The 25,407-nt window shown below is 69.0% G+C and carries 18 protein-coding genes; 12 read left to right on the top strand and 6 right to left on the bottom strand.

Annotation, left to right across the window (positions count from 1 at the left end; all coding sequences use genetic code 11):
• Positions 1-22 precede the first annotated feature (22 nt).
• The gene (locus GBZ48_RS26135; protein ID WP_174473690.1) at positions 23-1,960 is read right to left on the bottom strand and encodes a MacB family efflux pump subunit; all 1,938 of its coding nucleotides are present in this window, start codon (positions 1,958-1,960) and stop codon (positions 23-25) included.
• Positions 1,957-3,165 (bottom strand): efflux RND transporter periplasmic adaptor subunit, encoded by a 1,209-nt coding sequence (locus tag GBZ48_RS26130; protein WP_174473689.1) that lies wholly within the window; start codon positions 3,163-3,165, stop codon positions 1,957-1,959. Before GBZ48_RS26130 ends, GBZ48_RS26135 begins: the two co-directional genes overlap by 4 nt.
• Positions 3,166-3,449: 284 nt before the next feature.
• Between GBZ48_RS26130 and GBZ48_RS26125 the strand changes: the two genes are divergently transcribed.
• The 3 genes from GBZ48_RS26125 (at position 3,450) to GBZ48_RS26115 (ending at position 7,534) form a co-directional block, all read left to right on the top strand.
• Positions 3,450-3,956, top strand: a complete 507-nt coding sequence (locus GBZ48_RS26125) for a sigma-70 family RNA polymerase sigma factor (protein WP_109047448.1) — start codon at positions 3,450-3,452, stop codon at positions 3,954-3,956.
• The gene (locus GBZ48_RS26120) at positions 3,953-4,930 is read left to right on the top strand and encodes a FecR domain-containing protein (protein WP_174473688.1); all 978 of its coding nucleotides are present in this window, start codon (positions 3,953-3,955) and stop codon (positions 4,928-4,930) included. Before GBZ48_RS26125 ends, GBZ48_RS26120 begins: the two co-directional genes overlap by 4 nt.
• 192 nt (positions 4,931-5,122) lie before the next feature.
• A complete protein-coding gene (locus GBZ48_RS26115) occupies positions 5,123-7,534 on the top strand; it encodes a TonB-dependent siderophore receptor (protein ID WP_246307456.1) in 2,412 nt (803 codons plus the stop codon).
• Between the two features lie 67 nt (positions 7,535-7,601).
• Here GBZ48_RS26115 and GBZ48_RS26110 read toward each other — a convergent pair whose 3' ends face one another.
• The gene (locus tag GBZ48_RS26110; protein WP_174473687.1) at positions 7,602-8,498 is read right to left on the bottom strand and encodes a hydrogen peroxide-inducible genes activator; all 897 of its coding nucleotides are present in this window, start codon (positions 8,496-8,498) and stop codon (positions 7,602-7,604) included.
• A 123-nt stretch (positions 8,499-8,621) separates the two neighbouring features.
• Between GBZ48_RS26110 and katG the strand changes: the two genes are divergently transcribed.
• The 7 genes from katG (at position 8,622) to GBZ48_RS26075 (ending at position 17,068) form a co-directional block, all read left to right on the top strand.
• On the top strand, positions 8,622-10,850 hold the full coding sequence (gene katG / locus GBZ48_RS26105) for a catalase/peroxidase HPI (RefSeq protein ID WP_174473686.1): 2,229 nt from the start codon (positions 8,622-8,624) through the stop codon (positions 10,848-10,850).
• Positions 10,851-10,952: 102 nt separating this feature from the next.
• The gene (locus GBZ48_RS26100; protein WP_174473685.1) at positions 10,953-11,159 is read left to right on the top strand and encodes a hypothetical protein; all 207 of its coding nucleotides are present in this window, start codon (positions 10,953-10,955) and stop codon (positions 11,157-11,159) included.
• Positions 11,160-11,394: 235 nt separating this feature from the next.
• Positions 11,395-11,919, top strand: coding sequence for an RNA polymerase sigma factor (locus GBZ48_RS26095; RefSeq protein ID WP_174473684.1), 525 nt, complete (start codon positions 11,395-11,397; stop codon positions 11,917-11,919).
• Between the two features lie 99 nt (positions 11,920-12,018).
• On the top strand, positions 12,019-13,062 hold the full coding sequence (locus GBZ48_RS36795; RefSeq protein WP_343049671.1) for a FecR family protein: 1,044 nt from the start codon (positions 12,019-12,021) through the stop codon (positions 13,060-13,062).
• Between the two features lie 179 nt (positions 13,063-13,241).
• On the top strand, positions 13,242-15,701 hold the full coding sequence (locus GBZ48_RS26085; RefSeq protein WP_246307455.1) for a TonB-dependent receptor: 2,460 nt from the start codon (positions 13,242-13,244) through the stop codon (positions 15,699-15,701).
• A gap of 39 nt (positions 15,702-15,740) precedes the next feature.
• The gene (locus GBZ48_RS26080) at positions 15,741-16,886 is read left to right on the top strand and encodes a PepSY-associated TM helix domain-containing protein (protein WP_174473683.1); all 1,146 of its coding nucleotides are present in this window, start codon (positions 15,741-15,743) and stop codon (positions 16,884-16,886) included.
• Positions 16,883-17,068 carry a hypothetical protein gene (locus tag GBZ48_RS26075; protein WP_174473682.1) on the top strand — a complete coding sequence of 62 codons (186 nt, stop codon included), beginning with the start codon at positions 16,883-16,885 and terminating at the stop codon, positions 17,066-17,068. The genes GBZ48_RS26080 and GBZ48_RS26075 overlap by 4 nt, the downstream gene beginning before the upstream one ends.
• Before the next feature lie 85 nt (positions 17,069-17,153).
• Here GBZ48_RS26075 and GBZ48_RS26070 read toward each other — a convergent pair whose 3' ends face one another.
• Positions 17,154-19,196, bottom strand: coding sequence for a sulfatase-like hydrolase/transferase (locus GBZ48_RS26070; RefSeq protein WP_174473681.1), 2,043 nt, complete (start codon positions 19,194-19,196; stop codon positions 17,154-17,156).
• 433 nt (positions 19,197-19,629) lie between these two features.
• Here GBZ48_RS26070 and GBZ48_RS26065 point away from each other — a divergent pair, with 433 nt between their 5' ends.
• The gene (locus tag GBZ48_RS26065) at positions 19,630-20,973 is read left to right on the top strand and encodes an ABC transporter substrate-binding protein (RefSeq protein WP_174473680.1); all 1,344 of its coding nucleotides are present in this window, start codon (positions 19,630-19,632) and stop codon (positions 20,971-20,973) included.
• The gene (locus tag GBZ48_RS26060; RefSeq protein WP_174473679.1) at positions 20,970-22,349 is read left to right on the top strand and encodes a di-heme oxidoreductase family protein; all 1,380 of its coding nucleotides are present in this window, start codon (positions 20,970-20,972) and stop codon (positions 22,347-22,349) included. Before GBZ48_RS26065 ends, GBZ48_RS26060 begins: the two co-directional genes overlap by 4 nt.
• Positions 22,350-22,440: 91 nt before the next feature.
• On the opposite strand, the gene GBZ48_RS26055 is transcribed toward GBZ48_RS26060, so the two are convergent.
• Positions 22,441-24,459, bottom strand: coding sequence for a TonB-dependent receptor plug domain-containing protein (locus GBZ48_RS26055; protein WP_343049670.1), 2,019 nt, complete (start codon positions 24,457-24,459; stop codon positions 22,441-22,443).
• 193 nt (positions 24,460-24,652) lie between these two features.
• The gene (locus GBZ48_RS26050; RefSeq protein WP_343049669.1) at positions 24,653-25,327 is read right to left on the bottom strand and encodes a nitrogen fixation protein NifQ; all 675 of its coding nucleotides are present in this window, start codon (positions 25,325-25,327) and stop codon (positions 24,653-24,655) included.
• Positions 25,328-25,407: the final 80 nt, after the last annotated feature.

The raw sequence follows: 25,407 nt of genomic DNA, 5'->3' as shown, positions 1-25,407 counted from the left end.
CCCCCTGCCTTCTCCCCCCGCCCTACTCGCTCGACAGCGCCGCCACCGGGTCGAGGCTGGCGGCGCGGCGGGCGGGAATCAGGCCGAAGACCAGCCCCGTCACCACGGCGGAGGTCACCGCCCCGGCGATGGCGGTCGCCGTGAACAGCACCGGCATCACGAACAGCCCGACCAGCGCCCCGCTCGCCAGCCCGAGCGCCACCCCGACCAGCCCGCCCAGCCCGGCGACCAGCGCCGCCTCCATCAGGAACTGCCGCTCGATGTCGGCCGCCCGCGCCCCGGCGGCCATGCGGATGCCGATCTCGCGGGTCCGCTCGGTCACGCTGACCAGCATGATGTTCATCACCCCGATGCCGCCGACCAGCAGGGTCACCACCGCAGCACTGCCGAGCAGCAGCGTCATGGTGTCCTGCGTCTCGGTCGCCGTCCTGATGCGCGCGGTCACGTCGCGGATCTGGAAGTCCTCCTGACCATGGCGTTTGGTCATCAGGGCCTTGACGGCATCGCGGGTCTCGGCGATGCGCCCGACATTGTGGACCGACACCAGGATCAGCTGGAGGTCGGGCTTGCCGACCAGCCGCTGCACCCCGGTGGACAGCGGCACGAACACCCAGTCGTCGGTGTCCTGGCTGCCGGTGAGGTCGCCCTTCTGCCCCATCACGCCGGTGACCTGGAAAGGGATGTTGTTGACCTGCACATGGCGTCCGAGCGGCGACTCCCCGTTCGGGAACAGCCGTTTCGCGACATTGTGTCCGAGCACGGCGACCGCCGCCCCGGCCCGCTCGTCGGCGGTGGTGAAGAAGGAGCCGAGCGCCACCGGCCAGCGGTGGGTCAGCGGCAGCGAGGCCGAGGTCGCCAGCCCACTGGTCCGGTGGTCGATGTTGCCGTAGCGCACCATCACCGGCATGTCGAGATAGGGCATGACGCTCTCGACGTTGGGAAGCCGCAGGATGGCCTCGCCATCCGCCTCGGTCAGCGGCGTGGTCGGCAGGCGGGGGTCGCCGCTGCCGGCCAGCACATAGACCAGGTTAACCCCCAGCGCGCCGACCCGCGCCATCACCGCCCGCTTGGCGCCCTCGCCGATGGCGAGCAGCGCGATCACCGACGCCACGCCGATGACGATGCCGAGCAGGGTCAGCGCCGTCCGGAAGCCGTTCGCCCCCAGCGAGCGCAGCGCCGCCGCGAACGCCTCCCCGGCGCTGGTCCGGACGGACGCGGGGGAGTGGCGCTCCACCGAGGCAGCGGCCGGGGCGGGAGCTGAGGCACTGGACCGGCTGCCGGTGTCGGCGACGATGCGCCCGTCCCGCATCTCCACCACCCGGTCGGCGGCCTCGGCCACCTTGCGGTCGTGGGTGATCAGGACGATGGTGCGGCCCTCGGCGGCCAGTTCGCGCAGCAGGGCCACCACCTCGGCGCCGCTGGCGCTGTCGAGCGCGCCGGTCGGCTCGTCGGCCAGGATCACCGGCGCGCCGTTCATCAGCGCCCGTGCGATCGACACGCGCTGCTGCTGGCCGCCCGACAGCTGGTTGGGCCGGTGGTGGCGGCGCTCCCCCAGACCGAGCCGGCCGAGCAGGGCCGCGGCGCGGCTTTCCCGCACAGCGGCGGGCAGGCCGGCATAGCGCCCCGGCATCTCGACATTCTCCTGCGCCGAGGTGCCGGGGATCAGGTGATAGTGCTGGAAGACGAAGCCGAAACCGTCGCGCCGCAGCGCCGCGCGCTCGTCGCCCTCCAGCTCCGACACGTCGCGCCCGTTGACCCGATAGCTGCCGGAGGTCGGGCGGTCGAGCCCGCCGAGGATGTTCATCAGCGTCGATTTGCCCGAGCCCGAGCTGCCGACGATGGCGACGAACTCTCCCGCCTCGACGGTCAGCGAGACGCCGCGCAGCACCTCAACCGCGACGCCGCCGCCGGTGGCGTAGGTCTTGCGGATGTCCTCCAGGACGAGGAGGGGGGCGCTCACAGCCGGAACCCGATGCGCGGCGGGCGGCCGTCGTCGGTCCGCCAGCCCACCACGATCCGCTCGCCCTCGGCCAATCCTTGCAGAATCTGGGCATTGAAGCGGTCGCGCACGCCGATGCGCACCTCGCGCGTCACGACGGTGCCGCCCTCCCCGATCATCGCGACGCTGTGCCGCCCGGACGCCTCGTCCGTCGCGGTGAGCGCCGCGACCGGGACGGTTAGTGCGTCCTTCGCCTCGGCGGCGACGAAGAAGACCTGGGCGGTCATCTCGGGGCGCAGCTCGCCACGCTCGTTGGCGACCTCGAACAGGGCGGTGTAGAGCACCACGGTGCTGGCCCCCGTCCCGCCGCCCGAGGACGCCGCGCCGTTGGCGGACCCGCCGGTCACCGGCTTCGGCGGCGCCGGCAGGATCTGCTGCAACCGCCCCGTCCAGCGCCGGCCGGGATGGCCGAGCGTGGTGAAGTAGAGCGGCATGCCGTCGGTCAGGCGGGTGACGTCGGCCTCCGACACCTGGGTCCAGACGGTCATGGCCGACAGATCGGCGATCCGCATCAGGACCGGCGCCTCGTAGGTCGAGTTGATGGTCTGGCCCTGGCGGGCATCCACCGCGATCAGCGTGCCGCTCATCGGCGCGTAGATGCGGGTGTAGCCGAGCTGCGCCTCGTCGGCCTGGAGGGTCGAGTCCGTCTGGCGGATCTGGGCGAGCGTGGCGTCGACCTGGGCGGCAGCGGTGCGCGCCTCCATCCGCGCCTGATCGTAGGACTCGCCGCGCCCGGCCTCGACCCGGCGCAACGCGGTCTGGCGGGCAAGCTGGGCCTGGGCGAAGTCGGCGCGCGCCCGCAGTTCGTCGAGCAGGGCGGTCAGGCGGGCGCGCTCGGCGCGGCCGGCCTCGACCTTGGCCTGTTGCAGGGCGGGGTCGATCTCGGCCAGCAGGTCACCCTCGCGCACCATCTGCCCGACCTTGACGTGCAGCCGCATCAGCTGCCCCGACACCTGGGCGCCGACATCGACATAGGCGCGCGGCTGGATCTTGCCGAGCGCGGTCACCGTGTCCTCGACGGTGCCGCGCCCGATCACCGCCAGCTCGGCGGACACCGCCGGGTCGCCGGGACGCAGCAGCGCGGCGGTGGCGAAGCCGGCGACGACCACCCCGACGGCGAAAACGGCCCTGTACCGGCGGCGGGCAGGCGGGGGGGATCTGGTCATGGTGGCGGTCGCTGTCCCTGGTGGAGATAAAATGCGCGAATGCGTGTCGTTCTCAATCATAGACGTTTGCCGACCCCTCGATCCTCACCCCTGAAGCGACGCCATCCACCGGACGGAAACCGGCGCACAGAGCACCTCCACGTCATGACGACCGCCGCCTGTCACCCCCTCACCCCCGTTTCGCAAAGTTTTTCCCAAGGGCCGATGTATTGATTGCGAATGATTATCATTCATGGTTAGGACTGGATTTCCGATGGATCGCTGGAACGGGTGTCGCCGAGGTCATGGCTGAAAGAGACCGGTCTTCCCTGTTGGGTCTGCTGATCGTCCATTACGAGGAGATGACCGGCCATCTGGCCCGGCGCCTCGGATCGCTCTGCCTTGCCGAAGACGTCGTGCAGGACACCTACCTGCGCCTGCGCAGCCTGACCGCCCTGCCGGAGATCGACAACCCGCGCTCCTACCTGTTCCGCATGGCCGACAACATCGCGCTCGACCGGCTGCGGGCGGAGACCCGGCGCGGACGCCGCTTTGCCCCGGCCGAGCTGGGGATGGAGCGCCCGCTGGAGGAGCCCGACGCGGAAACCGCCCTGGAACACAAGCAGCGGCTGGAACGGCTGAGCCACGCGCTGGCCGAACTGCCGCCGCGCTGCCGGGAGGTGTTTCTGCTTCACAAATTCGATGGATTGAGCCATGCCGACATCGCCGCGCGCCTGGGCATTTCGCGCAGCATGGTGGAGAAGCATGTGATGAAGGCCTTGGCCCATTGCCGCGACCGGCTGGCTCTGTGACCGGCCGCGACGGCAGACCGCCGGAGCCGTCCGGCGACCCGCGCGAGGCGGCGCTGGCATGGTTCGTCCGGCTGGAGTCCGGCGATGCGGACGCGGCCGACCGGGCGGCCTTCGCCGACTGGCTGGCGCGGGATCCCGCCCATCGGCAGGAATTCGACCGGCTGTCCGGGGTCTGGAGCGACCTCGGCAGCCTGCCGGACCCGCGCATGCCGACACCGCGCTTGCCGGACCCACGCCGGGCCGTCCGCCCGCAGCCGACCCGGCGCCGGTTGCTGGCATTCGCCATGGGCGGGGCCGCGGCCTGCGCCGCCGGGCTCGGAGGCACGGTGGTCCTGACCGGCTGGCCGGGCGAGATCCGCACCGGCACCGGCGAGCGCCGCTCGCTGGCGCTTGCCGACGGCTCGTCGGTCGAGCTCGACGCCGGCAGCGCGCTTGCCGTGGAGTTTTCCGCTGCGGAGCGCCGGGTCCGCCTGATCGACGGCCGGGCGCGCTTCGTCGCCGCCGCCGATCCGGGGCGCCCCTTTGCGGTGGCCTGTGCCGACGGCAGCGTCACCATGGTCGACGCCACCGTCACCGTGCACCGCCGGCCGGACGATGTGGTGGTTGCGGTCGAAAAGGGCACGGCCACGCTGGCGGCGGGGAACCGGCCGCCGGTGCATCTCGCCGCCGGCCATTGCCGCAGCTACGGTCCGGACGGACCCGGCCCTCTGCTGCGCGACGGGTTGGCGGCGGAGACCGCGTGGCGGCAGGGGCGGCTGGTCTTCCAGGCCCAGCCGCTCGATGCGGTGGTCGCCGACCTCAACCGCTACCATCCCGCCCGCATCCTGCTGTGGGACAGTCCGCTCGCCGCTCTGCTGGTCGACGGCAGCGTCGACATCGCCCGCCCGGACGCAGCGCTCAACGCCATCGTCCGCACCCTGCCCGTGCGCACGATGCGGCCTTTTCCCGGACTGGTCATCATCCGTTCCGTCTAGCCGATTCCGCAGAGTTTTTTTGCGAAGGGGGGTGAGGGACCGCCCTTCGGCCAGCGTCCTGACTCACCGAATGGCAAATGCAACTCATTCGCATTTTTGGGGGTCGTAGCGATGGTTGGTACTGGGGGCCGCCCGGCGGGCTGGATGGACAGGAGACAAACGGGCGGCCGGATCGGTTGGAAGCCGGTCCTGATGGGGATGCTTCTGGCGTCGACCGCGCTGCATGGCGCACAGGCGGCGTCCACCGCCGCGGCCGTTCCGCAGGTGGCGCAGCAGACCGGCACGCGCGCCTTCGCCATCGCCGGCGGTCCCCTGCCTGGCGTGCTGGCCGCCTACGGTCAGGCCGCCGGGCTTCAGATCCTCTACCCGACCGACATCGCGCAGGGCCTCTCCTCCCCCGGCGTGACCGGAACCATGGCCCCGCGCGAGGCGCTGGTGCGTCTGCTGGCGGGGACCGGACTGACCGCGCGCTTCGTCGATGCCGACACGGTGACGCTGGAAAAGCCGGTCAGCGGCAGCGACGGCGCGACGATGCTCGATACGATGACGGTGCAGGGCGTCGCGTCCAGCGACCGCGGCCGCAGCGAGGGCAGCGGCTCCTACGCCGCCGCCGGCCCGTCGACCAGCGCCACCAAGCTCGACCTGACCCTGCGCGAGACGCCGCAGTCGGTCAGCGTCATGACCCGCCAGCGCATGGACGACCAGGGGCTGAACGAGATCCGTGACGTTCTCAACCAGACCGTCGGCGTGACGCGGCAGCAGTCCGCGGCACTCGGCGCCGACGGCTCCGAGATTTATGCCCGCGGCTTCGCCGTCAGTAACTATCAGGTCGACGGCATCCCGCGCTCGACGGTGTACGGCTTCGGCGACAGCATCTCCGACATGGCGCTGTTCGACCGTGTCGAGGTGGTGCGCGGCGCGTCCGGCCTGCTGAACGGCGTCGGCGATCCCTCCGCAGCGGTCAATCTGGTCCGCAAGCGTCCGACCCCCACCGTCCAGGGCTATGTCCAGGGGCAGGGCGGTTCCTGGAACCGCTACCGCGGCGAAGCGGACCTGTCCGGCCCGCTGGTCGAGAACGGCCGCCTGCGCGGGCGCGTCGTCGGCGCCTATCAGGACGGCGACAGCTTCATCGACCGGCTGCACGAGCGCAAGAAGGTGCTCTACGGCGTTCTGGAGGCCGATGTCAGCGACGACACGCTGTGGACCGCCGGGATCGAATACCAGAAGCACAGGTCGGACGACGCCTCGCGCGCTGGCTTTCCGCTGTTCTTCGCCGACGGCGGCAGGACGGACTTTTCGCGCTCCTTCAACAGCGGCGCCGACTGGGCCTATTTCACGCACGACAACCTGACCGTCTTCAGCGACGTGAAGCACCGCTTCGGCAATGGCTGGACGGCGACGCTGAATGTCGAGCACAGCACGCGCGAATATGACGGCTTGCTCGGCTACGGCGTGCGCGGCACCCTCAACCGCGACGGCACCGGTATGGCGATCTGGCCCGGCCGCTGGAATTCGACCCTGCAGCAGACCTCCATCAACGCCGACGTGACCGGCCCCTTCGAGCTGTTCGGGCGGACGCACGACCTGATGGCCGGCGTCGGCGGCTATTACGCCAAGCGCAGCGGGCTCGACTATCCGCTCTGGTACATCGACGGCTACGACACCTCGATTTCCAACTACTACACATGGAACGGCCGCATCGCCCAGCCGACGCTGAACCCGACAGGCTGGTCGCAGACCAACGAACGGCAGATGGCGGCCTATCTCGCCACGCGGCTGCGGCCGACCGACACCCTGTCCGTCATCCTCGGCAGCCGCATCAGCCGCTGGGAGCAGAGCGAGGAGAGCCACCCGAACACCGCCGCCGGCACCGCGACGAAGCGGTCGGAGAACGGCGTCCTCACCCCTTATGCCGGCATCGTCGTCGACGTGACCGACATCTGGACGGTCTATGGCAGCTACACCAGCATCTTCAAGCCGCAGGACTACAAGGACGTCGCCGGCAAGAGCCTCGACCCGATCGACGGCGACGCCTATGAGGCCGGGGTCAAGGCCGAGTTCTTCGGCGGCCGCCTGAACGCCAGCGCCGCCGTGTTCCTGATCCAGCAGGACAATCTGGCCGTCGCCGACAGCGGCCGCTTCACCCCCGACGGCGGTCAGGCCTACAAGGCGGCCAAGGGCGCCAGGAGCAAGGGCTTCGAACTGGAGCTGACCGGCGAGATGCTGCCCGGCTGGCAGGTCGGCGGCGGCTTCGCCCACACCACCGTGAAGGATGCCAGCGGCCAGCGTCTGACGACCTATGTGCCGCGCGACACGCTGAAGATGTTCACCACCTACCAGCTGCCGGGCTCCTGGGACCGCCTGACCGTCGGCGGCAATGTGAAATGGCAGGGCGACATCTACAACGGCACCGGCAGCCGGCGCACCGAGCAGAGCAGCTACGCCGTGGTGGACCTGATGACCCGCTACCGGATCACCGAGAAGGTTTCGGCGACGCTGAACGTCAACAACCTGTTCGACAAGAAATACATGACCAGCATCCAGAGCTACGGCTATTACGGCGAGCCGCGCAACGCGATGCTGTCGCTCCGCGCGACCTGGTAAGCGGCGGGCGGACCCGCAACTCTCCCACTTGGTTCAGCCGCTTCGCCGAAGCCGGACCGAAGCCGGATCATGACTCCGCCGGCCGGCCGAGCAGTTCCGTCAGTTTCAGGAACTGGCCGGCCAGCGGGCTTGTCCGGCGCCAGACCATGCCGACGGTCCGGGAGGGCTGGGGATCCTTGAAACGGACGACGGAGACCGCACCCGAACCGGTCTCCACCCCCACGGCCATCTCCGGGATCAGCGTCACCCCCATGCCGGCCCTGACCATCTGGACCAGCGTGGAGAAGGAGTTCGCCTCCAGCGCCTTCCGCGGCGTGGAGGACGGCATGTTGCAGAAGGACAGGGCCTGATTGCGGAAGCAGTGCCCCTCCTCCAGCAGCAGCAGCCGCATCTCCCGCAGCATTTCCCCGGTGGGCACCGGCTTCCCCGCATCGTCGGCCGGGCGGACCAGCAGGAAATCCTCCGCGAACAGCGCCACCTCGGTCAGCGACGGCTCGAACACCGGCAGGGCGACGATCGCGGTGTCGAGCCGGCCGTCCGCAAGCTCTTCGATCAGTTTCGAGGTCATAGCCTCGCGCACCTCGATCTCGACCTGCGGGTGCTCCCGCGTGATCGCGCCGATCACGGCCGGCAGCAGATAGGGGGCGATGGTGGGGATCATGCCGATGCGCAGCCGGCCGCTGATCCGGTTGCGCGAGACCTGGGCAAGCTCCCCCAGCTGATCGACCGAACGCAGGATGTCGCGGACGCGCAGGGAGGCCTCCTGCCCGAAGGCGGTCAGGCGGATGCTCCTGCCGCCCCGCTCGACCAGTGCCGCCCCCAGCGCCTCCTCCAGCTCCTTGATCTGCATCGACAGGGCGGGCTGCGAAACGGCGCAGGCCGCCGCCGCGCGTCCGAAATGGGCGTGCTGCGCCAGCGCATCGAAATAGCGAAGCTGCCGGAGGGTGACCGAGCCGGGAATCATAAGCTTGCCTTATCGCAGCAATCACCAAAGACCATTTTACCTGATCGCGCGTTAACCATACAGTTTTATCCACGGATCATTCAGTGCCGCCACGCGAATCCGTAAGCGAAGCAGGAGGAACCTATGGACGCGAAGACCGACGAGAGCGCAGGCAAGTGCCCGTTCAGCGGGGGAGGCGGGGGAAGCGGAGGTGGTGGCGGCGGAGGCCGGGGCCGCCGGAACCGCGACTGGTGGCCGAACGCGCTCGATCTCGAAATGCTCCACCGGAATTCGGCCCTGTCCGACCCGATGGGCAAGGATTTCGATTACGCCAAAGAGTTCCAGTCGCTCGACCTCGACGAGGTCATCAAGGATCTGCATGCGGTGATGACGGACTCGCAGGACTGGTGGCCTGCCGACTTCGGTCATTACGGCGGGCTTATGATCCGCATGGCCTGGCACAGCGCCGGCACCTACCGCATCACGGACGGCCGCGGCGGTGCCGGCACCGGCCAGCAACGGTTCGCACCGCTCAATTCCTGGCCGGACAACGCCAACCTCGACAAGGCGCGCCGTCTCCTGTGGCCGGTCAAGCAGAAATACGGCCGCAAGCTCTCCTGGGCCGACCTGATGGTCCTGGCCGGCAACGTCGCCCTGGAATCGATGGGCTTCAAGACCTTCGGCTTTGCCGGCGGCCGCGTGGACGCCTGGGAACCGGAGGAGCTTTTCTGGGGTCCGGAGGGCAGCTGGCTCGGCGACGAGCGCTACAGCGGCGAACGCCAGCTCGCCGATCCGCTGGGCGCGGTGCAGATGGGGCTCATCTACGTCAATCCGGAGGGGCCGAACGGCAATCCCGACCCGGTGGCGGCGGCCCGCGACATCCGCGAGACCTTCCGCCGCATGGCCATGAACGACGAGGAGACCGTCGCGCTGATCGCCGGCGGCCACACCTTCGGCAAGACGCATGGCGCGGGCGATCCGTCCTTCCTCGGCCCGGAACCCGAAGCCGGGGCGCTGGAGGACCAGGGTGTGGGCTGGAAGAGCAAGCACGGCACCGGGTTCGGCGCCGACGCCATCACCGGCGGCCCGGAAGTGATCTGGTCCCAGACCCCGACACAGTGGAGCAACCACTTCTTCGACAACCTTTTCAAGTTCGAATGGGAGCTGACCAAGAGCCCGGCCGGTGCGTGGCAATGGCAGGCGAAGGACGCCGAGCCGTCGATCCCCGGCCCGGCCCCCGGCTCCGCGAAGCGCCTGCCCACCATGCTGACGACCGACCTGTCGCTGCGCTTCGACCCGGCCTACGAGAAGATCTCGCGGCGCTTCTACGAGAATCCGGACCAGTTCGCCGACGCCTTCGCCCGCGCGTGGTTCAAGCTGACCCACCGCGACATGGGGCCGGTCGTCCGCTATCTCGGCCCGCTCGTCCCGAAGGAGACGCTGATCTGGCAGGACCCGGTCCCGCCGCTCGATCATCCGCTGGTGGAGGATGCCGACGTCGCCGCCCTCAAGACCCGGATTCTCTCGTCCGGCCTTTCGGTCCCGCAGCTGGTGTCGGTCGCCTGGGCGTCGGCGTCCACCTTCCGCGGCTCCGACAAGCGCGGCGGCGCCAATGGCGCACGCATCCGCCTCGCCCCGCAGAAGGATTGGGAGGTCAACGAGCCGGCACAGTTGCAGACCGTGCTGCAAACGCTGGAAGCCATTCGGACGGACTTCAACGCGGCGGCCGGCGGCGGCAGGAAAATCTCGCTTGCCGACCTGATCGTGCTTGCCGGCGGTGCGGCCATCGAAAAGGCGGCCCAGGACGCCGGCCTGACCGTGCAGGTGCCGTTCTCGCCCGGCCGCACGGACGCATCGCAGGACCAGACCGACGTCGAGTCCTTCGCCCCGCTCGAACCGCGCGCCGACGGCTTCCGCAACTATGTCAACGGCGGCAGGCAGCAGTTCATGATCCCGGAAGAGGCGCTGGTGGACCGGGCGGCATTGCTGCGGCTGACCGGCCCGGAGATGACGGTTCTCGTCGGGGGCCTGCGCGTTCTCGGCGCCAATGCCGGCGGCGCCAGACATGGCGTTTTCACCGACCGGCCGGGAACGCTGACCAACGACTTCTTCGTCAACCTGCTCGACATGGGCACGGAGTGGCAACCTCCGGATGCGGACGGCATCTATGAAGGGCGGGACCGCAGGACGGGGCAGCCGAAATGGACGGCGACCCGCGTCGACCTGATCTTCGGGGCGCATTCGCAGCTCCGCGCGGTCGCGGAGGTCTATGCCTGCCGTGACGCGCACGAGAAGTTCGCGAAGGACTTCGTCGCCGCCTGGACCAAGATCATGAACGCGGACCGCTTCGATCTGGCCAGACCGTCCCACTGACGCGGACGGACTTCACCGGGAGGCGCCCCGGCCCCTGAAAGCGGGGCGCCTCCACAGGTCAACTCAATGGGCGGACCGATGAGGAACATGGGAGGCTCGATCATGAGCGACCGCCAGACACAGACCGACCGCGAGTGGCTGATCTTCATCGAGAGGGACATCGATGCTCTCGACCGGCAGATCTACCACGCGCGATGGACGATCACCCAGTCGAAGACGGCCCTCGAACGGCTGTGCGCCGCCCGCGACTCCCTGTTCGCCCAGGCGCAGGAGATCCTGGACCGCCTCGACGGCAAGCCATCGGCCTAGCCGGCCGCAGCACTCCACCGCCGGCCCCGTGACAATGCCCGGTCCGGACAGGCAGGACGGCGTCCGATAATAAGAATGGTTCGCATTCTAAGCTCGGTGCGGCTATACCGGTGCGACCGGCGTTCCGGGCGATGGCCCCAGGACTGCCGGCTCCCCTGCACCCGGCAACCCGCGCATCCGTGACCGACACTTTCCGCCCTCCCCTCCCCGCCGACCTCCAGCCCCGGCGCGCCCGATGACGGGCACCGTCGGCACATGGGCACGCAGGATCGCGGAGCTGTTCGATGCGCATCGGCTGCGGGTGGAGCGCGCCATCGCCCGGCGGACCGGCGATCCGCAGACGGCGGGCGATCTGGCGCAGGATGCCTTCCTGCGGCTTGCCCGTCTGCCCGACGGCGAGACGGTCCAGAATCCGGCGGGCCTGCTCTATGTGGTGGCCGACCGCATCGCGCTGGACCATTGCCGGGCCGCCCGGCGCCAGCGCCTGCGCGAGGCCGGTCCGCCCGACGATGATCTGCCGGCCGCAGGCCCCGCCGCCGACGCGGTGGTCGAGCGGACCCAGACCATGGTCCGGCTGCGCGGCGCCATCGATGCCCTGCCCCCCAAAACCCGCGAGGTGTTCCTGCTCTACCATGTCGAAGGGCTGCCCTACCGCGCCATCGGCGAGCGGCTGGGCATCTCGCCGCGCACGGTGGAATACCATCTGCGCACGGCGCTGGAACAGTGCCGCGCCCACATGAGGCGGCGCCCGCTGCGCTGACCGGCGTGGCCCGCATCCCGGCGGGTCATTTTCTTTGAGGGATCGGCCTCCGCCGGTCGTCTTCAACCATACGAGGCAATCAGGAGCTTGCGGCAAGACGTGACGGATCATCGGGACGACCAGCGCAGGGGACCAGCAGAAAACGAAACGGCTGACAATGGATCCGACATCGACGGATCCGATGGGGACCGGCTGTTCTCCGAAGCCAACGCGTGGTTCTTCCGCCTGCAATCCGACGATCACACCCCGGCGGAACGTGCCGCCTTCGCCGACTGGCTGGCCCGCAGCCCAGCCCATGCCGATGCCTGGACCGGGCTGCAATCCCTGCTGCACGACCTGAAGGAACCGGCCCGTGCCGCTTATGCCGCATCCCGCAGCGCACCGTCCCGCCGCCCGGCGGCGGCCGGTGTCCGGCGCTTCGCCGCGGCGATGGCGGTCCTGCTGGTTGTCGGCGGGCTCGGCGTCTGGCGTGGACCGATGCTCTACCAGAATGCCGTCGCCGATCAGGTCACATCGGCCGGACAGCGCCGGACCTTGACCCTGCCGGATGGCTCCACCGCCGAGATGAACGGCGGCACCGCTCTCGCGCTCGATTTCCGGGACGGCGAGAGGCGCGTCCGCATCCTGCGCGGGGAGGCGTGGTTCCACGTCACCCGCGACCCCGACCATCCCTTCGTCGTCGATGGCGGGGCCGGCGCCGCCCGCGTGCTGGGCACCCAGTTCAGCGTCCGGCGCGAGGACGGGCGCACGACCGTCACCGTCGGCGAAGGGCTGGTGGAGGTCTCCGCCCATCCCGGCACCGACAGCCACGCCCCCTGGCCCGACAGCGTCCGCCTGCATCCGGGCGAAAGCGCGGAGGCCGGTCCGCTCGGCCTGAGCGGGCCGCGGGCGGCCGATCCCGCCGTCGCCTTCGCATGGCGCCAGGGGCAGATCGTCTTCCGCCAGCAGTCGCTGGCCTCCGTCATCGCCGCGCTGAACGGGCAATGGCCGGGCCGGGTGGTGTTGCTGAACGACGAGGCGGCGGAGCGCGTGGTCTCCGGCGTCTTCGCACTCGACCGGCCCGATGCCGTGTTCGATGCGCTGGAACGCGGCCTCGGCGTCCACGCCACCCGCATCACCCCCTACCTGACCCTGCTGCGCTGAAAAATGCGCGGGATCCAAAAAATGCTGCCGGCCTGAAAAAACCTCCCAGGGATCTCCGCCGTCCCATCGTCATGTCCGGGAAAGAAGAGAATGAGACGCAGTCGCAGAACGCGGCGCGGTCTCTCACCGGATATCAGAGGCGAGCGATGGCATTGGCGAAGTTTGGGGCGAAGTTTGGCATGAAGGACGGATCTCGGGGCGGTGACCATGGTGGCCCGTCCGGCCGTGCATTCCTCGGGCGGCTGCTGGCGACGACGGTGCTGATCGCGCCGGGGCTGCTGCTGCCCGGCATTCCCGCGGCAATGGCGCAAACGAACCCGGCAGGCGCCGTCAGCTTCGCCATCGCGCCGCAGTCGGTCGACGGGGCGCTCGCCGCCTTCTCCGCCGCCACCCGCATCCAGGTGCTGACCCCCGGCGCCGTGACCCAGGGCGTCGCCTCCCCCGGCGTCAGCGGCGCGATGACCGCGCGCGAGGGGCTGAACCGCCTGCTGTCCGGCACCGGGCTGGTCGCCCGCTTCCTCAACACCGAAACCGTCACGGTCGAACGCGTGGCGGCTGGCGGCGCCGTCCAGCTCGATCCGGTGCAGATCGAAGGCAACCGGACCGCAACCGGTCCCAGCGCCCTGCCCCCGGCCTTTGCCGGCGGACAGGTGGCGCGCGGCGGACGGATCGGCGCGCTCGGCAACCAGGATGCGATGGACGTTCCGTTCTCCGTCACTGGCTACACCGCCGAGACCATCCGCAACCAGCAGGCGGAGACGATCGCCGACGTGCTGGCCAACGACCCGGCGGTGCGCAGCAGCCTCGGCTACGGCAATTTCGCCGAGAGCTTCGTCATCCGCGGCTTCCAACTGGCGGGCGAGGATCTGTCGGTTGACGGACTCTACGGCACGGCGCCGCGCCAGATCGTCGCCACCAACATGTTCGAACGGGTGGAGGTCCTAAAGGGCGCCAACGCCTTCCTGAACGGGGCGGCCCCCAGCGGCTCCGGCATCGGCGGCGGCGTGAACCTCGTGCCCAAGCGGGCGGAGGACGAACCGCTGACCCGCCTGACCGCCAGCTATGCCATGGACAGCCGGCTCGGCCTGTCCGCCGATGTCGGCCGCCGCTTCGGCGACGCCAACCAGTTCGGCGTGCGCGTCAACGCCGCCGTCCGCGGCGGCGACACCGCCGTCGACGACGAGAAGCGGACGCTGAAGCTCGGCTCCCTGGCGCTGGATTACCGCGGCGAGCGCGCCCGCGTGACGCTCGATGTCGGCACCCAGACCCAGCGGGTGGAGCAGGGCCGCCCGGTGGTCTATTTCGGCAGCTTCGTGCCGGCCGTGCCGTCGGCCTCGCAGAACTACGCGCAGCCCTGGACCTATTCGCAGATGCGCGACACCTTCGGACAGGTCCGCGCCGAATACGACATCCTGCCCAACCTGACCGCCTATGGCGCCTTCGGCCTGCGCAGCATGCGCGAGGACGGCGACTACGGCTCCCCCACCGTCACGCGGCCCGACGGCACCGGCACGGTCAGGCGCCTGACCGTCCCGCGCGAGGATTTCACCAGCACCGGCCAGGCCGGCGTCCGGGCCGACCTGCACACCGGCCCGGTCCGGCACCAGCTGAACGCCGGCGCCTCCGCGCTGCGGACCACCAACAACAACGGCTTCGAATTCGGCACCACCACCGCCATCAACCTCTACCGCATGGTCGGGATGCCGCGTTCGGCGACGACCTCGGCCAGCGGCATGACGGGCGACCTGCCGAAGGTCAGCGAGTCGGTGCTGCGCAGCCTCTACGCCTCGGACACGCTGTCGATCCTGGACGACCGGGTGATGCTCACCGCCGGCCTGCGCCAGCAGAACATCCAGGTCCGCGGCTACAACCGGGCCAACGGCGCCCGCACCTCCGATTACGACCAGTCGGCGTTGACGCCGGTGGTCGGGCTGGTGGTGAAGCCGATCAAGGAACTGTCGCTCTACGCCAACCGGATCGAGGGGCTGGCGCAGGGTCCGACCGCCCCGTCCACTGCCGCCAATGCCGGGGAGATCTTCGAGCCCTACCGCTCGGTCCAGTACGAGGTCGGCGGCAAGCTCGATTTCGGCAGCTTCGGCGGCTCGCTGTCGCTGTTCCAGACCACCCAGCCCAGCGGTGTCACCGACGCCTTCAGCCGCCTCTACAGCGTGTCGGGAGAACAGCGCAACCGCGGCGTCGAACTGATGCTGTATGGCGAACCGGTGCAGGGCCTGCGCCTGCTGGGCGGCGCCACCGTCATCGATCCGGAACTGACGGACACCGGCAACGCCGCGACCGAGGGCAAGGACGCCGTCGGCGTGCCGCGCCACCAGTTCAACGCCAACGTCGAATGGGACCTGCCCTTCCTTCCCGCCTCCTTCCCCACCGTGACGCTGACCGGCCGCGTGATCCACACCGGGTCACAGTATCTCAACACCGCCAACACGCTGAAGATCCCGAGCTGGACCCGCTTCGACGTCGGCGCGCGGATGATCGCCGACGTCCAGAACCGCCCGGTCACCATCCGCGCGGCGGTGGAGAATGTGACCGACAAGGCCTATTGGGCGTCGGCCTATGGCGGCTACCTGAGCCAGGGCGCCCCGCTGACCGCCAAGCTGTCCGTCTCGGTCGATTTCTGACCGGCCGGCAGATGTTGAGGGCGGCATGAGGAGCTTGCGATGACCAACCGAACCATCCGGGTCTGGACGCTGATCCACAAATGGACCAGCCTGATCTGCACGGTCTTCATGTTGCTGCTGTGCCTGACCGGCCTGCCGCTGATCTTCCATGACGAGATCGAGGCGCTGACCGCCGAACACACCCTGCCGCCGATGCCGGCCGAAACGCCGCTGAAATCGCTGGACGAGGCGGTGGCCACGGCGCTGGCCACATACCCCGGCGAGCGTCCGCTGTTCCTCAGCTTCGACGAGGACCGGCCGGTGGTGAACGTCACCACCGGTCCGGGGGCCCGCCCGCCGGTGTCGCAGATGCACATCTCCGCCATCGACCTGCGCAGCACCCGGATCCTGGCCGATTTGAACGACGACAAGGGCTTCATGCATGTAATGCTGCGCCTGCATGTGGACATGTTCGCAGGCCTGCCCGGCGAGCTGTTCCTGGGATTCATGGGCTTCCTGCTGTTCGTCGCCACTGTGTCGGGCGTGGTGATCTACGCCCCCTTCATGCGCAAGCTGTCCTTCGGCACCGTGCGGGCCGGGCGCAGCAGGCGGCTGAAATGGCTCGACCTGCACAACATGCTGGGCATCGTCACGCTGATGTGGGTGGTGGTGGTCGGGCTGACCGGGGTCATCAACACCCTGTCGGTGCCGCTGGTCGCCTACTGGCGGTCCAACGAGCTGGCGGCGATGATCGCCCCCTACCAGGGCAAGCCGGTTCCGGAGCGCTTCGCCTCCGTCGACGCCGCCGTCCGCACCGCGATGGAGGCGGCCCCCGGCATGCGCCCGCAATTCATCGCCTTCCCCGGCGTGCGCTTCTCCAGCAACCACCATTACGCGGTCTGGCTGAAGGGAGCCACGCCGGCCACCAACCGCATCCTGACCCCCGCCCTGATCGACGCCGAGACCGGGGCCTTCACCGACATGCGCTCCATGCCCTGGTACATGCTGGCGCTGCGGCTGTCGCAGCCGCTGCATTTCGGCGATTATGGCGGGCTGCCGATGAAGATCCTGTGGGCGGTGCTGGATGTGCTGACCATCGTCATCCTCGGCAGCGGCCTCTATCTCTGGTTCGCCCGCCGCCGCACCGCGCAGGACCACGCCGCCGCCCCCGGATTGCGCACCACCGTGGGAGAGGCTGCGGAATGAAGCCGCGCGCCCCCCTCCCCCTGCCGGCGATCTTCGGCATTCCCGCCGCAATCGCACTCGTGACCACCGCCGGATTGGTCACCGCCTTGCTGGACGACGGGCTGGTGGACGCCCTGTCCTGGGCGGCGCTGTCGGTGCCCGTGCTGGCCGCGGCCTGGTCCTGGCGGAACCGCGAGCGCTGACGGCTCATCCCGGCTTGGCGGAAGATCTTGGCGGCAGATTTTGGCGGAAGGCGGGAGCCTTGTCTTGCAAGGCCCCCGCACCCCGTTACGCCGGAACGGACTGCCGCACGTCCAGCCCTGCCCGCCGCTCCACATCCGCCAGCAGGGCGGCGAGGCGGTCGGCTTCGGCCTGGACCGCCGCCGCGTCGTACCAGCCGGGCAAATTGTCCTGGTCGGTGCGCGCCGTCGGGGCCTGCCCGGTCACCTGCACGAGGTTGGTTTCCTCGTTCGGATCCCGGTTCAGGTCGTACATCTCCCACTCCAGCAGGAGCGGGTTCGCCGGGTCGAAGTAGCGGGCCAGCTTGGCGCTGTCGGTGCGTACGCAGCGGATGTGGTTGGGCTGGCGCACCGGGCCGGGGGACAGGTCCGGCACCGGCGTGACCTTGAAGCCGCCGCTGCGCACCGCCTCGACGGTCCGGCAATACACCTCGTAGGCGCCATAATAGTCGGGCTCGGTGATCCGGCCGCCTTCGGAGGGCTGGGTCACCTCGTCGTCGGTCATGAACAGCACGCCTTCGCGCGGCTGGCCGTTGGGGTAGGTCACCGGCGTGCCGGGGGCCTTCAGCACCGGGGTCAGGTCGACGCCCGGCAACGGCGCCATGGTGTGGCGCTTGGCAAGCTCGTCCGCCGCCTTGTCCAGGGCCTTGCGGCCGACGCCGGTCAGGCCCAGCACGGTGGGCACGAGGTCGGCATGGCTGGTCACTGCATCCACATGCCGCAGCGAGGTTCCGTCGCCGCCCATCGACGCCGGGAACCGCACCACCATCGGCACATGCACGGCCTCCTCATAGGCGACGTGCCACTTCTCCAGCATCATGTTGTGGGCGGCACCCAGCTCGCCATGGTCGGCCACGAAGATCACGATGGTGTTGTCAGCCTGGCCCGAATCCTCCAGGGCCTGGAGCACGCGGTTGATCTGCGGATCGACCTGGGAATGCAGCCAGGCATAGAATTGCAGCAGCTGGATGCTGTACCCCTCCGGATCCTCGGAGAGCTGGAACGGGATGGTGAATTTCAGCGCCATCGCCACCGCGGCTTCCCAGTCGGCGGACCCGGCCACGTCCCCGGCGGCGCTGACGGCGCCATGGCTCGCCTTGGCGGACAAAGCGAGGCCGATCTTGTAGGCGGCGTCGAACTGGCAGGACGGCTTGGTCGACAGATCCTCGTTCCAGGTCGGAATCCGACCAGCGCAATCCTGCGGGAAGCCCTGCGGGTTGAGCGGCATCGCCATCGTGCCCTCGGTCGGCGGATACGACGACTGGCCCTGGAGGGGCACGTCGAGCGGGCCGAACACCGGCTGGGTCTTCGCAGCACTTCCATCGGTCGGCGGCAGGGCCTGCGAAATCACCGTGGGGTAAGTCGCGATGTCGTGGGGGTTGGTGAAGGACACCACCGCGAACCACGGGCGCTCTGCCGCATCGGTGGCGGGGGTGTTGGGGCCGCGCCGCGCCTCGTCCGCCGAAACCCCGTAATTGTAGGGCAGCGCCAGCCCGCGGCGGCGCAGGAACAGGCAGGCGTTGTCGGCGAAACCGGCGTCGCGGTAGAGGCCCAGGTTGTTGATCGCCGCCCCATGGGGCTCGGGATAGGACAGCTCCCAGTCGGAGAAGCCGTAGCGCTGGAGCGAATGGCCGGCCGGGTTGCTGACATGCCATTTGCCGAAATAATGCGAGGAATAGCCGATGGCCTGCATCCAATGGCCCATGGTGGGATGGCCGTCGGCCTCCAGCCAGGGGAAGCGCGCCGCGTTGCCGTCCTTGAACATGCCGTCGGTCTGGGTCACGCCGGTGCGGTTGCCGTACTGGCCGGTGAACATCACCGCACGGCTGGGGGTGCAGGCGCTGGACGCGATGGTGTGGTTGTGCAGCGCCACCGCGTTCCTGCGCAGCCGGGTCAGGCCGGGAAAGAAACGCGCATAGTCGTTCTCGCCCACATCCGCCTCGCCCCGGAAGCCCAGGATCCGCTTCAGCGGTTCCGCCAGCCCGCCCTTGGGACCATAGGAGAAGCGCGGGTAGCGGTACTGATCGACGGAGATCAGCAGGATGTTGGGCTGCGCGCCGTTGCGCTGCGGCCGGTTGGCGGTCTCGGTCATGGCATTATTATCCTTTGCGGTCCATATCGGGGAAAAGCAACGTCAATGGGTAATCGGCCTTCGGAAAATGAATGAATTTCCGTTGTGGAAGCTGGCCTGAATCCAGTCTTCTCCGTTTACCCCTTAAGGGTAGTTTGATAATATTCAGGGCGTCAAACGGTATTGGTGATAAACTTCGCTTAAGATTCGCAAATTTTATTCATACAGATGCATGCATTTTCCTTAAATATCACCTCCTATCTTTTGACATTGTTGCTGCAACGCTGGAAATCGGCTTTGCCATAGCGCGTCTGTGGCGGCAGGCCTGCTCACGGCAGGTCGCAGCGCCCCTTGGCAGCGTTCTTGCCGCATGGCCGTGGTTGCCGCGAGAGCCTGACAGGTATAGGGTTATCGTTATATCTTTCCAAATATAACTGTTTGAGGCTGCCGAGGCATGCTCCCACTCTCCCGCAGGATCGCCGCGCCGCTGCTCGGTTCCATCCTCATGTTCGGCTCCGGAGCGGGCTGGGCGTTGGAGGACCGGGTCGTCGTGATGACCAGCTACCCGGACGAGCTTGTCCAACGCTATGAGCAGGCGTTCGAGCGCGCCAATCCCGGCACCGACCTGCAGGTGGTCTGGAAACCGTCACGCGACGCTGCGGTTGAACTGGCCAAGCCCGACCAGGGCGGCGTCGACGTCTATTGGACGCCCTCGCTCGGCAGCTTTCCACGCCTGCGCGATGCAGGGGCCTTCCGGCCGCTGGCGGTGGACCGCGCCGTCCTGCCGGGCGTGGTCGATGGGCAATTCGTCTCCGACCGCCAGGGCTTCTTCGAGGCGTTCGAGGTCGCCGGCTATGGGATGATCATCAACCCGGCGGCTCTCGCCCGCGACCGCCTGCCGCAGCCGGCGACCTGGCGCGATCTGGCGGCGACGCGCTGGACGGGACGGCTGGCCCTGCCCATCGCCGGGCAGGTCGGCTTCTCCGGAGCGCTCTACGACATCCTGTTGCAGGCGGAGGGCTGGGAGGCCGGTTGGGCCCTGCTCGGCGAGGCGGCGGCCGACGCGACGCTGGTCGGCAGCGGCGGGCAGGTCAGCGAAAGCGTGGTGAACGGCGAGGCCGACGTCGCCGTGACGGTGGATTTCTTCGCCCGCAGCGCCATCGCCAACGGCCATCCGGTGGCGCTGGTCTACCCGCCGCGCACCGCCTTCCTGCCGGCCCAGGTGGCGATCGCCAGGGCCGCGCCGCATCCGGACGCGGCGCGCGCCTTCGTCGATTTCGTGCTGTCGGCGCCGGGGCAGGCACTGCTGTTCCATCCCGACATCCGCCGCTATCCGGTGCGTCCCGACGTCTATGCCCAGGCGCCGGCCGGCACCGTCAATCCCTTTCAGAGGATCGGGGCCGAACCCTATGCTTACGACATGGAGATGGGCTTGAACCGCCACGGCCTGATCGCGGCGCTGTTCGACACCCTGATCGCCGCGCGGCAGGACCGGCTGAAGACCCTGTGGGGCGCCATCCATGCCGCCGAAGCCGCGCTGGCCGCCCAGTCCACCGCCCAGTCCACCACGAATCCCGACCCGGAGCGCACCGCCCTGGTGGGCAGGGCGCGCATGCTGGCCGGTTTCGTTCCGGTTGCCGGCGCCGACGTCGACCGTCTCGCTCCAATGTTCCAGGACCGCCGCTCCAATCGCAATCCGGAGGAGCAGGCGGCCATGCGCAAAGACTGGTCCGCCCGCATCGACGCCGCCCATGCCGAGGCGCTGGAGCTCGCCCGCCGGGCGCTGCCGACGCCATGAGACGGGTTCTCCCTCTCGCCGCGGCCCTGCTGGTCGCCGCGACGCCCGTGCTGGCCGACGAGGCGGTGACGGTGCCGGTGCAGGGGCGCGACGCCTTCTCCAGGCCGCTGCCGGCTCTCGACCCGGTTCGCCGTGCCGCCTTCCATGCCGGCCGCTCGCTGTTCCAGCAGGTGTGGACAGTCGGCCCGTCGGAGGTGCGGCCCGATCTCGATGGGCTCGGCCCGCTGTTCAACCGGCAATCCTGCATCGCCTGCCATGCCAAGAACGGCCGCGGCGAACCGCCGGAGGGCGAGAGCGACAGCATGCGGTCCACCCTGGTCCGGCTGTCGGTTCCCGGCTCCGGGGTGGGAATGGCGCCGCAGCCGCATCCGGTCTATGGCGACCAGTTCAACCCCGACGGCATCCCCGGCGTGCCGGGCGAGGGCCGGGCGACGCTGGTCTGGTCGGAGCGCATCGACCGTCTGGCCGACGGCACGCCGGTCGCCCTGCGGCGGCCGGACCTGCGGCTGGGCAATCTCGGCTACGGGCCGTTGGGGCCGGAGGTGATGACCTCGGTGCGGATGGCGCCGCCGCTCGTCGGGCTCGGCCTGCTGGAGGCGGTGCCCGAGGCCGATCTGCTGGCGCTTGCCGATCCGGACGACCGCGACGGCGACGGGGTGCGCGGGCGGGTCAATCTGGTGTGGGATGCGGCGCGCGGCGCCTACGCAATCGGCCGCTTCGGGTTGAAGGCCAACCAGCCGAGCCTGCGCCAGCAGAATGCCGGTGCCTTCGACGGCGACCTCGGCCTGACCTCCACGCTGTTTCCGCAGCATGGCTGCACGGCGGCGCAGACCGCCTGCCGGGCGGCAGCAGGGGAAGGCCCGGGAGAAGACGCGGGAGACGATGCCCGGCCGGAGCTGAGCGACGAACAGCTCGATCTGGTGACGCTCTACACCCGCGCCCTCGCGGTGCCGGCACGGCGCAACGCCGACGATCCCCTGGTGCGGGTTGGAGAAGGCCTGTTCGCCGCCATCGGCTGCGCCGCCTGCCACACCCCGACCCTGCGCACCGGCCCGTCGGCGGCCCTGCCGGAACTCGCCGGCCGGACCATCCACCCCTTTACCGACCTGCTGCTGCACGACATGGGCGAGGGGCTGGCGGACGGGCGGCCGGACTTCCAGGCGACCGGCCGGCAGTGGCGGACACCGCCGCTGTGGGGGCTCGGCCTGACGGCGGCGGTCACCGACCGCCCGACCTACCTGCATGACGGCCGCGCCCGCACCCCGCTGGAGGCCATTCTCTGGCATGGCGGCGAGGCCGAACCGGCGCGCGAGGCGGTCCGTCGCATGCCTTCGCTGAACCGCAAGGCACTGCTCGCCTTCCTCGACTCCCTGTAACGCCACGTCCCACAGCGCTTCTACATTCTTTCGAATATAGCGAAGCCGCCAGCGGGCGCTTGAAGGGTCCGGTTCAAGCGCCCGGCCGGGATCAGAAGCTGTAGCGCGCGGTGACGAACATCGTCCGGCCCGGCTCCGGAAAACCGTCGGCCAGCGAATAGTTGGCGTCGAACAGGTTGCGCACCCCGGCCGACAGCTGGGCGTTGGCGGTCAGGTCGTAGCTGGCCTGGAGATTGGCCAGGACATAACCGCCGTTGCCGAGGAACACGGTGCCCGCGGTGCTCTGGCTGTAGCGGCCGCTTGCCGCCTCGACGCTCGGGACGATGCCGAGCTGTTCGGTCGGCCGCCAGTCGGCGTGCAGGAATAGCTTGTGGTTCGGCGTGCCGACCGCCTTGAGGTTCGGGATGTTGGGGTCGGACAGCGTCCGGATGGTCAGCGTGTAGTTGCCGCCGACCTCCAGCGCCGGGGTCAGTCTGGTGGTGACGGCGATCTCGAAGCCACGATAGAGGCCGGAAGCCATGTTGCGGCTCTGCGTCGTCGACTGGCCGTTGATGACGATCGGCGCGTTGGCGATCACGTCGCGCAGGCGGCTGAGGAAGACGGCGCCCTCGACACGGGTGGCCCCGAAACGCTCCGACGCGCCGATCTCGTAGTTGATCGCCTTTTCCGGCTTCAGGTCGGGATTGGAGGCGGCGCCGTTGAACCGGGTGCTGAAGCGCTCAAAGATGCTGGGGAAGCGGCTGCGGGCGGAGATGCTGGCATGCGCCTCGCCGGTCCTGGAGAAGCGGTAGACCACGGCGCCCTGGGCATTGGTGGCGTCGCTGTCCGCGCGCTTGTAGTCGATCATCGAGCCGGTGGCGGTGCCGTTCCAGTCCTGCGCCTCATGCAGGCGGCGCCAGTCGTGGCTGGCGCCGATCACGATGTCCAGCGCCTCCGTGGCGTGGAAACTGTTCTCCAGCGCGACCGACCAGGTGTCCTCCAGGTCCCGCTGCTTGGGCTCCAGAAAATTGCCGGGGTAGAGGCGCTGCCATTCCTTGTGGTCGTCGCGGCGGAAATGCAGGGCACCCTTCAGCGTGTTCATCGGGATCAGATCGGTGCCCAGCTCGACGCTGCCGCCATAGGCCTTGTCGTCGTAATAGCTGCGGAAGGAGCGTGACGTCGCCTGCCGCGTCAGGGCGGCATCATCGAAAGAGTAAAGCCCGTTCTGGAAGGTGTTGTAATAGAGCTTGGTCTTTGCGTAGGACGCGCTGCCGATCCTGGTGTTCGACAGCCAATAGACGCTCTGCAAATCCCAGTAGGGCCAGCTCCAGTAGCGCTGGTTGGCGACGGTGTCGTTCACGTTCAGCGGCGCGCCCTTCCTGCCCGACTGTTTCTGGACATTGATCGAGTATTCGTCGGTGTCGTTGGGCGTGAAGCCGGCCTTCAGGTTGACCGACCAGTCCTTGGTCTGCGACTGGTTGCGGTTGCCGCCATTCTCCGACGCCACCGGTTTGAAGCTCTCCGGCAGGCGGCTGTGGGTGGTCTCGGTTTTGGTGCCGCTGGCTTGCAGGTAGAAGCGCTCCTGCCGGGTGCCGGCCATGCCGTAGGTGGTGTAGCCGCCCAGGGCCGCCCGGTTGTCGAAGGACAGCCCCTGGCGCAGTTCCGCTTCGAAGGCGCGGGTCGGCTTGCGGGTGACGAGGTTGATGGCGCCGCCCATGGCGCCCGGTCCGTCCAGCACCGAGGCGTAACCCTTCGACACCTGAATTTCCGACAGGTCGGGGGTCAGCAGGCGGCCGAAATCGAGCCGGTTGTCGGCGGGAAGATAGATCCGCACACCATCCATCATCACCGGGATCTGGTAGCGGTCGAAGCCGCGGATGTAGACCAGCCGTTCGTTGCGCTGCCCGCCGGTCGTCGACGACGTGACGCCGGGAATGATGTCCATCGCCTGATCGAGCGACTGTTTGTTGAAGGTCTGCATCTCGTCCGCCGACAGGCTGGAACCGCCGATCGGCTGCCCGGCCGCCTGGGCCGACACGTTGATCTGGCCGAGCGTGAAGACGCCGGCCCCGGCATTGACAGCCGGATCGTTGGCGGCGTCGGCCGCGACCGCCCCGCCGGCGCTCAGCACCCCAATCGTAAACGTAATATACAGACAGGAACTACGCATCTCGCCCCCAATGGTAAGCCGTTACCCTCTCACCGATGCGGCGGACCCCTGCGGACCCCACCTGCCAACCGCAATCGATGTATCTGTACGGATATATCGATTGCGGTCACTCTGTCAAAAGGCTCTCTGCCTTGGGAGCAGGACGATCCGTCACTTAAGGCATGGCGTGCGGCCTCGTCGGGACGATGTCGCCATAGCAGTCGGAGTGATGGGAGCAGGCATCGCAGACGGTTGGCCGGTCGGTGGGCCGGCCTTCGGCGTGGAGCCGCTCGTAGAAGAAGCGCTTCCAGCGCAGCTTGCGGGTGTTGGCGGACGCCAGCGGTTGGAAATGGCGCCGAAGCAGATCCGCCAGCGAGTTTCGCCCCGCCAGCCCGAGGGAACGCCAGAGATGATCGTTTTCCACGCAAGCGCGCGCGATGACGACGGCGAAGGCCTCGGCAATCGGCTGATCCGTGCTGCGGTTGCGCAACAGCAGACCGAGGAAGTCCTCCTCCTCGCACTTCAACCACATGATCTCTGGCCGCATGGTCTCCGGCGCGGCTAAGGCGATGGAGGCGAGGCAGGCGTGGCGATGCTCCGCTTCCGCGTCGGCCAGACGATGGACGTGCCGGGAAAAGCAGCGCCCCGGCGTCCAGCCGGCAGCGGCCTCCGGGAAGACAGTCCCGACCAGGGCGCCCAGCCTGTCCGGGGACAGACCCAACGCGCATGGGTAGGGTGCCGACGCGTCGCTGCAACGGCGCAGCAGCATGCGCCCGAGATCCTGCGTATCGGCAAGGCTGCCTGATGCCGAGCACGCCATCAGGCGATGGTAAGCCACCGAGTCCGTCACGCCCGCCTCTCGTCGATCATGGTCGTCCGTATCTAGCGACCGATGACCGCTCGTGCCAAGGGGATGCTCTCGGGTCGGGC

Origin of the sequence: Azospirillum melinis (genome assembly GCF_013340935.1) — a bacterium.
Taxonomy (GTDB): Bacteria; Pseudomonadota; Alphaproteobacteria; order Azospirillales; family Azospirillaceae; genus Azospirillum; species Azospirillum melinis.
The sequence above is the reverse complement of the archived record's forward strand: the minus strand, read 5'-3'. Positions and strand labels throughout refer to the sequence as shown.

Bases quoted from the DNA above. Each gene is read 5' to 3' on its own strand.
- GBZ48_RS26075 (WP_174473682.1), top strand. From the start codon at position 16,883: ATGAAGCCGCGCGCCCCCCTCCCCCTGCCGGCGATCTTCGGCATTCCC.
- GBZ48_RS26110 (WP_174473687.1), bottom strand. From the start codon at position 8,498: ATGATTCCCGGCTCGGTCACCCTCCGGCAGCTTCGCTATTTCGATGCG.
- GBZ48_RS26115 (WP_246307456.1), top strand. From the start codon at position 5,123: ATGGGGATGCTTCTGGCGTCGACCGCGCTGCATGGCGCACAGGCGGCG.
- GBZ48_RS26095 (WP_174473684.1), top strand. From the start codon at position 11,395: ATGACGGGCACCGTCGGCACATGGGCACGCAGGATCGCGGAGCTGTTC.
- GBZ48_RS26060 (WP_174473679.1), top strand. From the start codon at position 20,970: ATGAGACGGGTTCTCCCTCTCGCCGCGGCCCTGCTGGTCGCCGCGACG.
- GBZ48_RS26070 (WP_174473681.1), bottom strand. From the start codon at position 19,196: ATGACCGAGACCGCCAACCGGCCGCAGCGCAACGGCGCGCAGCCCAAC.
- GBZ48_RS26130 (WP_174473689.1), bottom strand. From the start codon at position 3,165: ATGACCAGATCCCCCCCGCCTGCCCGCCGCCGGTACAGGGCCGTTTTC.
- GBZ48_RS26100 (WP_174473685.1), top strand. From the start codon at position 10,953: ATGAGCGACCGCCAGACACAGACCGACCGCGAGTGGCTGATCTTCATC.
- GBZ48_RS26065 (WP_174473680.1), top strand. From the start codon at position 19,630: ATGCTCCCACTCTCCCGCAGGATCGCCGCGCCGCTGCTCGGTTCCATC.
- GBZ48_RS26125 (WP_109047448.1), top strand. From the start codon at position 3,450: ATGGCTGAAAGAGACCGGTCTTCCCTGTTGGGTCTGCTGATCGTCCAT.
- katG (WP_174473686.1), top strand. From the start codon at position 8,622: ATGGACGCGAAGACCGACGAGAGCGCAGGCAAGTGCCCGTTCAGCGGG.
- GBZ48_RS26080 (WP_174473683.1), top strand. From the start codon at position 15,741: ATGACCAACCGAACCATCCGGGTCTGGACGCTGATCCACAAATGGACC.
- GBZ48_RS26085 (WP_246307455.1), top strand. From the start codon at position 13,242: ATGAAGGACGGATCTCGGGGCGGTGACCATGGTGGCCCGTCCGGCCGT.